The sequence below is a fragment of the Mesorhizobium sp. M7A.F.Ca.CA.002.15.2.1 genome (assembly GCF_003998715.1).
In the GTDB taxonomy this organism is placed as follows: domain Bacteria; phylum Pseudomonadota; class Alphaproteobacteria; order Rhizobiales; family Rhizobiaceae; genus Mesorhizobium; species Mesorhizobium ciceri.
This window is the reverse complement of the sequence record NZ_RZPI01000244.1, coordinates 1-7,306: the sequence shown is the minus strand read 5'-3', so window position 1 is coordinate 7,306 and position 7,306 is coordinate 1. Positions and strand designations below refer to the sequence as shown.

The following is a 7,306-nucleotide window of genomic DNA, read 5'->3' as shown; positions in this document are numbered from 1 at the left end:
CCAGGGCCATGATCGCATCGAGATCGAGCGACTTTTCCGCCATGTCGGCCAGCCGGTCGAGATGCGCCATCAGGTCGTCATATTCGCCAGCCTGGACAAGGCCGAGATGCCGCTCGGGCAGGTTCAGAGTGGGATCGCGCAGGATGGCGCCGACGACCGGCAGGCCGATCGCCTCGATGGCCTCGCTGCACAGCTTGCGGTGCCGCTCGCTGCCCAGCCGATTGAGCGCGACACCGGCCATGCGCACGTCAGGATCATAGGTGGCAAAACCCTTGGCGACAGCCGCCGCCGTGGTCGACTGGCCGGAGACGTCGAGCACAAGCAGCACCGGCAGGCCATAGAGCCGCGCCAGGTCGGCCGCCGAGCCGGTTCGGCCGGGAGCCGCGGGTATCCCGTCGAACAGGCCCATGGCGCTTTCCAGGATGACGAAATCGGTGTCATCGGCGGCTTGCGCGGCAAGGGCGTTGAGCAGCGATGGCGGCATCGCCCAGCTGTCCAGATTGACACCGGAGAGGCCCGTGGCGGCGGTGTGGAAGCCGGGGTCGATATAGTCGGGGCCGGATTTGGCGCCGCGCACCTTCAGCCCGCGCCGGGTCAGCGCCCGCAGGATGCCGATGGTGACGCTGGTCTTGCCGGAGCCGGAGCGCGGCGCGCCGATGATGATGGCGCGGGCCGTCATGCTTGCCCCGCCAGGGCCGCGCGCATGGCAACGATGCCGCCAACGACGATCAGCGCCGGCGAGGCCAGACCGGCGGCCGCAGCTTCCTCGGCAATGGTGGCGAGCGTGGCGACGACGGTCCGCTCCTGCGGCGTCGTCGCGGCGACGATTACAGCCGCCGGTGTCGACGGCGCCAGCCCGCCATCGAGAAGGGCGGCTGATATCAAGGGCAGATTGGCCATGCCCATATAGACGACGACAGGCTGGCCGGTGCGGGCGATCGCCGCCCAGTCGAGATCGTCATCGGTGCCGGCGGCGTGGCCGGTCGCCAGGATCACCGCCTTGTTGATGCCGCGCATAGTGGCGGGGATGCCGGTCGCGGCCAGCGCACTGAGGCCCGAGGTCAGGCCGGGCAGGACGCGGAACGGGATACTTTCCCGCGCCAGCGCCAGAGCTTCTTCGCCGCCACGGCCGAAAATATAGGGATCGCCGCCCTTCAGCCTGACGACGCGGCGGCCTTCGCGTGCGAGCCGGACCAGCAGGGCGGTGATGTCGTCCTGTTTCATCGACGGTTTGCCGCCGCGCTTGCCGGCAAAGAAAAGCTCGGCATTCTCCGCAACTGCGACAATGTCAGGGGACACCAGTGCGTCGTAGACCAGCGCATCCGCCTCGGCCAGCGCCGCCAGCACTTCCAGGGTCAGGCAGCCGGGGTCGCCGGGGCCGGCGCCGGCCAGCCAGACATGGCCCGGCTCCAGTTGGCGCGGCTTGAAGTTCAGCCGGGACAAGGCTTTTTCGAGCGTGGCGTTTTCGCCGGTGTTTTTGGTGCTGCCGCTCACAATCCGTCCCGTCCGCGAAAACGCCGCTGATAATGGGCGTCGTATAATGAACTCTCGCCAAAACCTCGCGCCGCCAGCGAGCGGCCGACGAAGATGATCGCCGTGCGCTCCATCGGATCGGCGGCGAGCTGTGCCTCGATGGTCGCCAGCGTGCCGGTCAGCACGCGCTCGTCCGGCCAGGAAGCGCGGAAGACGACCGCCACCGGGCAATCGCCGCCATAGTGCGGCGTCAGTTCGGCGACGACGCGATCGATGGCGTGGATGGCCAGATGAATAGCGAGCGTGGCGCCGGTGCGGCCGAAGCCGGCCAGCGTCTCGCCGGGCGGCATTTTTGAGGCGCGCCCGGAAATGCGGGTCAGCACCAGGCTTTGCGCCACTTCGGGAATGGTCAGCTCGCGGCGAAGTGCGGCGGCGGCGGCGGCGAAGGAGGGGACGCCCGGCGTCAGCGTATAAGGGATGCCGTGCTTTTCCAGCCGGCGGATCTGTTCGGCGACCGCGCTCCATACCGACAGGTCGCCGGAATGCAGGCGGGCGACATCCTGGCCTGATTTGTGCGCCTCGAGATAGGCGGCCTCGATCTCGTCGAGCGACATCGGCGCGGTGTCGACCAGCTTTGTCCCCGGCGCGCAGTGCTGCAGCAATTCGGGCGCGACGATCGAGCCGGCATGCAGGCAAACCGGGCAGTTTGCCAAAAGCCTTGCGCCGCGCAGCGTGATGAGGTCGGCCGCACCTGGACCGGCGCCGATGAAATGAACGGTCATGGCGCATCTCCGCTGATGGCGATGGCACAGGTGACCGGGCCGAGCACGGTGCGGGGGCCAAGCAGTTTTGCGCCTGTGCCGGCCACGGCGAGGGCGGACGCCTCGGAGACCGATGGTGTGCCGGCAACATCCTGCGAGAGATCGGAATGGCTGAGCGTATCCGACGAGGCAGCTTGAAGTGCTGAGTCGTCGACGACGATGACGGGAAGACTCAGCGTGCGGCCAGCGGCGGCGATCGCTTCTTCATCCTTCTTGAACGCGGCAGTCGCCAGTGCCGACAGCGCCGTCATCGCCAACCCATGCGCCTCCAGCGCCGTTTCGATCGCCGCAAGCACCTCTTCGACGCCCACGCCCTTTCGGCAGCCTATGCCTGCGACCATCATGGCTTCATCCAGCTCCATTGCGTCACTGGCATGGCCGGCCGCCAGGCCGGCATCGAGCCGACCGGCGAGGCCCGGGAGATGTTTATCCGCGTGAGATCGCCGCCGAGCTTCGTATGTTGGGCAAGAAGCAGGGCTTCCATCTCCAGCGTCACCGCGTTTGCCACGAGACGGCCGCCCGAGCGAAGCACCTTGATGGCTGTGCTCAAGACGCCGGTGTCGCTGCCGCCGCCGCCGATGAAGATCGCGTCAGGCGTATCCAGTCTGGCTAGCGCCTTGGGCGCGGCGCCTTCGACCACGACAAGGCCGGGAACGCCACAAGCGGCGGCGTTGTGGCCAATACGGGCAGCGCGCACCGGATCGGCCTCGATGGCAAAAGTGCGCATCGAAGGGTGGGCCAGCATCCATTCGATGCCGATGGAACCGGAGCCGGCGCCGATGTCCCACAGCAACTCGCCGCGCCGCGGCGCCAGCGCCGACAGGGTAATCGCGCGGATTTCGCGCTTGGTGATCTGGCCGTCATGGTCGAACAGGTGATCGGCAAGGCCTGATGTGAGCGGCAGCACGCGCGCGTCCGGACCGGATTCAACTTCGACCGCCAGCACGTTGAGCGGATTGAGGTTTTCGAGGTCGAAGGCATCGGCGCGGACCGAGCGCTGGGTCTCGCTTGGCCCACCCAACGCCTCCAGGATCGTCAGCCGCGATGCGCCGAAGTCGAGTTCCGCGAGCAGGCGGGCAATCGCCGCGGGGGCTTCTGCATCCGAGGTCAGCGCCAGGATGCGCGCGCCTGGCTGCAGCAGTGGCCGGATCAGGTCGAGCGGCCGGCCGTGCAGCGAGACGGTTTCGATATCCTGCAGCGCCCAGCCGAGCCGGGCGGCCGCCAGTGAAACGGCTGAAGGCGCGGGGATAACGTGCATCTCTTGCGCCTTGACCTTGCGGGCGAGCGTGGCGCCGACGCCGTGGAAGAAGGGATCGCCGGAGGCGAGCACACAGACGTTCCTGCCGGCGAGCGCCAGCACGTCAGCCATCTCGGCATCGAACGGAACCGGCCATGGGCGCGGCTCGCCCTTGGCGAAGGAAGCGACAAGGGCGAGGTGCCGCTTGCCGCCGAAGATGATCTCAGCCTGGGCAATCCGCTGCTTGGCCTCGTCGCCGAGACCCGCTAAACCGTCCTCGCCGATGCCGACGACTGTCAGCCAGGCGGCTCGCGATTGACGCTCAGCAGGCATAATGACCCACCGTATCCTGATCCTCGGCGGCACCACCGAAGCGCGGCAACTGGCCGGAAAACTGGCGGCGCGTGCCTCGGTCACACTGTCGCTGGCCGGCCGCACCGAAAGCCCGGTCGCGCAAGGCGTGCCGGTGCGAAGCGGAGGCTTTGGCGGCGCCGACGGGCTGGCCGCTTACCTCACGGAAACGGCCACCGATCTGCTGATCGACGCCACGCATCCCTATGCGGCGCAAATCTCCGCCAATGCCGCACAAGCCGCGCGCATGGCCGGCGTGCCGATCCTTGCCCTGCGGCGTCCCGGCTGGGAGCCTGTCGAAGGCGACCGCTGGACGTTGGTCGGTACGGTCGGCGATGCCGCGCAAGCGCTTGGACCGGCGCCGCGCCGCGTTTTTCTGGCACTGGGCCGGCAAGAGGTTGCGGCTTTCGAAGCAGCGCCCCAGCACCACTATGTCATTCGCAGTGTCGATCCGGTCGAGCCGAAGCTGGCCGTGCCCGACGCCGAATATCTGTTGGCCCGTGGCCCGTTTCGCGACGCGGAGGAACGCGCGCTGCTCGAAAGGCACCGCATCGATGTCGTGGTGTCCAAGAACAGCGGCGGCGAGGCGACCTTTGGCAAGATCGCCTCGGCGCGGGCGCTTGGCATCGAGGTGGTCATGATCCGCAGGCCTGATCTGCCGGACGTGCCCTCGGCTGAAACCGTCGAAGCGCTGGCCGCCATTGTCGATCGATTTGGGATCGATCATTTTGTCCGTCCCGTGGACGAGCGCGGCGTGTAGACCAGCGCCGGCTTCTCCGTGCGCTTGATAATCCTGGTTTCCGGCGAGCCGATGATGATGCAGGTCGCCATGTCCGCCTTTTCAGCCTCGACATCGGCCAGCAGGTAGACCTCGATACGCTCGTCCGGGCGACCGGCGGCGCGGCCGAAGATTACCGGCGTGGTGCCCGGCAGGATGGCGGTCAGGCACTCGAAGGCGCGGCCGAGTTGCCAGGGGCGGGCCTTGCTGATCGGGTTGTAAAGCGCGATGACGAAGCCGGCACCGGCCGCCGCCAGCAGGCGCAGTTCGATCAACTCCCATGGCTTTAGATTGTCGGAGAGCGAGATGGCGCAGAAATCATGGCCGAGCGGCGCGCCGATGCGGGCGGCAACCGCAAGCATGGCGGTGATGCCGGGCACCACGGCGACATCGACTGCGCGCCATTCGACCGGACCGGCCTCGATCGCCTCGCAGACGGCCGCCGCCATGGCGAACACGCCGGGATCGCCGCCGGAGACCACGGCGACGTCATGGCCCTCTGCAGCCTTGCTCAATGCGTCCTTGGAGCGGGCGAGTTCCTCGCGGTTGTCGGAAGCGACGCGGGTCTGGTCCGGGCGCAGGTCCAGCCGGTCGAGATAGGGTTTGTAGCCGTAAAAGAATTTCGCCTCGGCGACAGCGCGGCTGGCCTCCGGGGTGACCTGATCGGCATTGCCGGGGCCAAGGCCGATGACGATGAGACGGCCACTCATACCTGCGCTCCCACGGCGCCGGGGCGGCCGGACCAGCCGGCGACCAGCACGATGGCGAAGTAGGGCGCCTTGTCGTCCTTTTTGTCGGCAAGCTTCATCGAGACGCTGCCGGCCATGGTGCCGCGCTCGACATAGACGGCGCGCGACAGCTTGGCCGTAGCCTCCAGCGCCCGCCTGATCTTGGGCAGGTTGCGGCCGACCTTCATTATGACGGCGGCATCGGTGTCGGCCAGCCGGCGGGTCAGCTCGAACTCGCTCATCGTGCCCGGCAGCACGGTGAGCACGTCGTCGCCCTGGACGATCGGAATACCGGTCTGCGACCAGCAGCCGGACATGGCGGTGACGCCGGGGATGACTTCGGTCGGAAAACGATGGGCGAGGCGCACATGCAGATGCATGTAAGAGCCGTAGAACAGCGGGTCGCCCTCCGACAGCACCGCAACCATTCTGCCGGCTTCGAGGTGCTCGGCGACCTTTTCGGCCGACTCCTCGTAGAAAGCCGTGATCTGCGAGCGGTAGTCGTCGTGGTCCCTGGCGATTTCGGTTGTGACGGGATAGAGCAGCGGCAATTCCGTCATTTCGGGCCGGAACTGCGCTTCGACGATGGCGCGGGCGTTGCTGTTGTTGCCGCGCTTGGCGAAATAGGCCACGACATCGGCCTCGGCCAGGATGCGGGCGGCTTTTAGGGTCAGCAGTTCGGGGTCGCCAGGACCGGTGCCGACGCCAACGAGGCGGCCTTTGAGAAAGGCGTTCACAGGCCAGGCCTCGCCAATGAATTGAGCGCGGCGGCGGTCATGGCACTGCCGCCAAGCCGGCCACGCACGATGGCGTAGGGAACGCCGTAGGAATTCTCGGCCAGCGCATCCTTGGATTCGGCCGCACCGACGAAGCCGACCGGCATGCCGATGATGGCCGCCGGCTTCGGTGCGCCATCGCGCAGTTTTTCCAGGAGATAGAATAGCGCGGTCGGCGCATTGCCGATGGCAACCACAGAGCCGGCCATGCGCTCGCCCCAGAGGTCGATGGCGGCCGCCGAACGGGTGTTGCCGATTTGCCTGGCAATTTCGTGCGTACGCGGGTCGCGCAAGGTGCAGATCACCTCGTTGCCCGCCGGCAGCCTGGCGCGGGTGACGCCATGCGAGACCATTTCCGCGTCGCAGAAGATCGGCGCGCCGGCCGCCAAAGCGGTGCGGGCGGCGGCAACGAAATCCTTGGAGAACACAAAATGATTTGAAGCTTCGACCTGGCCGCAGGCATGGATCATGCGAATGGCGACATCGGCCTCAGCTTCGGAGAAGCGCGACAGATCGGCCTCGGCGCGGATGATGGCGAAGGAGCGCTCGTAGATCGCCGTGCCGTCATGGATGTAGTCGTAGGCGGCCATGCTCATTTCCGTTTTTCAGTTTGGGCCTGTCGGTAGGCCTCGGCGATACCGGCCGGCCCGAGCCTTGTCAGGCAAGCGGCGGCGGTTTCACCTTGATATCGTGTGCTGCGGATCATCGCCGCGACGCGGCCGATGCCGCGCGCGGCGTCATAGCCCGGCCTGTAGCCGGCAGGAAGGGCCTTTGCCGTCGCGTTCACGACAAGTCCGGCTCCATTTTCGCCGCCGACGATCGTCAGCGCTGCCGGACCGGGGTGGGCGCAGCCTTTGGCACAGCCGGAAATGTGAAGGGTGAAGTCGAGGATGTCGGCTGTTTCAGCGGCGATCGTCTCGGCGATGTCGCGTGTGGCGATGCGGCCGGAGGCGCAGGCCGGCATGCCCGGGCAAGCGGCAATGCGCGTGCGCGGGTCGGCGGGGGCGGTGACGAAGCCGAGGATGGCGGCGGTGTGTTGGAGCGATGGGTTGGCGGCGGTTGGTTGCCCGAGGAACAGCAAGGCACGACCGGGGGCGAGGCGGATTTCGGTTGTGCCGAGGGCGATGGCGGCTTGCGCGAGG

At 67.4% G+C, this 7,306-nt stretch carries 9 protein-coding genes and 1 pseudogene; 1 reads left to right on the top strand and 9 read right to left on the bottom strand.

The window, feature by feature from the left end:
• The 5 genes from ENZ74_RS15520 to ENZ74_RS15500 form a co-directional block, all read right to left on the bottom strand.
• Positions 1–679, bottom strand: a 679-nt coding sequence (locus ENZ74_RS15520) for a cobyrinate a,c-diamide synthase (protein WP_127312850.1), incomplete at its 3' end; no start/stop codon positions are given.
• A complete protein-coding gene (cobA, locus tag ENZ74_RS15515; RefSeq protein ID WP_063168247.1) occupies positions 676–1,494 on the bottom strand; it encodes a uroporphyrinogen-III C-methyltransferase in 819 nt (272 codons plus the stop codon). The genes ENZ74_RS15520 and cobA, both read right to left, overlap by 4 nt.
• Complete coding sequence (gene cobM, locus ENZ74_RS15510; RefSeq protein ID WP_024501374.1) at positions 1,491–2,255, bottom strand: precorrin-4 C(11)-methyltransferase; 765 nt, start codon at positions 2,253–2,255, stop codon at positions 1,491–1,493. The genes cobA and cobM overlap by 4 nt, the downstream gene beginning before the upstream one ends.
• Positions 2,252–2,638, bottom strand: a complete 387-nt coding sequence (locus ENZ74_RS15505) for a cobalamin biosynthesis protein (RefSeq protein ID WP_013531079.1) — start codon at positions 2,636–2,638, stop codon at positions 2,252–2,254. The genes cobM and ENZ74_RS15505 overlap by 4 nt, the downstream gene beginning before the upstream one ends.
• On the bottom strand, positions 2,635–3,864 hold the full coding sequence (locus tag ENZ74_RS15500; protein ID WP_063168246.1) for a bifunctional cobalt-precorrin-7 (C(5))-methyltransferase/cobalt-precorrin-6B (C(15))-methyltransferase: 1,230 nt from the start codon (positions 3,862–3,864) through the stop codon (positions 2,635–2,637). The genes ENZ74_RS15505 and ENZ74_RS15500 overlap by 4 nt, the downstream gene beginning before the upstream one ends.
• A 1-nt stretch (position 3,865) precedes the next feature.
• Here ENZ74_RS15500 and ENZ74_RS15495 point away from each other — a divergent pair, with 1 nt between their 5' ends.
• Positions 3,866–4,642 (top strand): cobalt-precorrin-6A reductase, encoded by a 777-nt coding sequence (locus tag ENZ74_RS15495; protein WP_063168245.1) that lies wholly within the window; start codon positions 3,866–3,868, stop codon positions 4,640–4,642.
• On the opposite strand, the gene ENZ74_RS15490 is transcribed toward ENZ74_RS15495, so the two are convergent.
• From ENZ74_RS15490 to ENZ74_RS15475, 4 genes and pseudogenes are all read right to left on the bottom strand, one after another.
• Complete coding sequence (locus ENZ74_RS15490; RefSeq protein WP_063168244.1) at positions 4,606–5,370, bottom strand: precorrin-3B C(17)-methyltransferase; 765 nt, start codon at positions 5,368–5,370, stop codon at positions 4,606–4,608. The genes ENZ74_RS15495 and ENZ74_RS15490 overlap by 37 nt on opposite strands.
• Positions 5,367–6,125 (bottom strand): precorrin-2 C(20)-methyltransferase, encoded by a 759-nt coding sequence (locus ENZ74_RS15485; RefSeq protein ID WP_013531083.1) that lies wholly within the window; start codon positions 6,123–6,125, stop codon positions 5,367–5,369. Before ENZ74_RS15485 ends, ENZ74_RS15490 begins: the two co-directional genes overlap by 4 nt.
• Complete coding sequence (locus tag ENZ74_RS15480; protein WP_063168243.1) at positions 6,122–6,754, bottom strand: precorrin-8X methylmutase; 633 nt, start codon at positions 6,752–6,754, stop codon at positions 6,122–6,124. The genes ENZ74_RS15485 and ENZ74_RS15480 overlap by 4 nt, the downstream gene beginning before the upstream one ends.
• Positions 6,755–6,756: 2 nt before the next feature.
• A pseudogene (locus tag ENZ74_RS15475) lies at positions 6,757–7,306 on the bottom strand (precorrin-3B synthase); the annotation flags it as partial.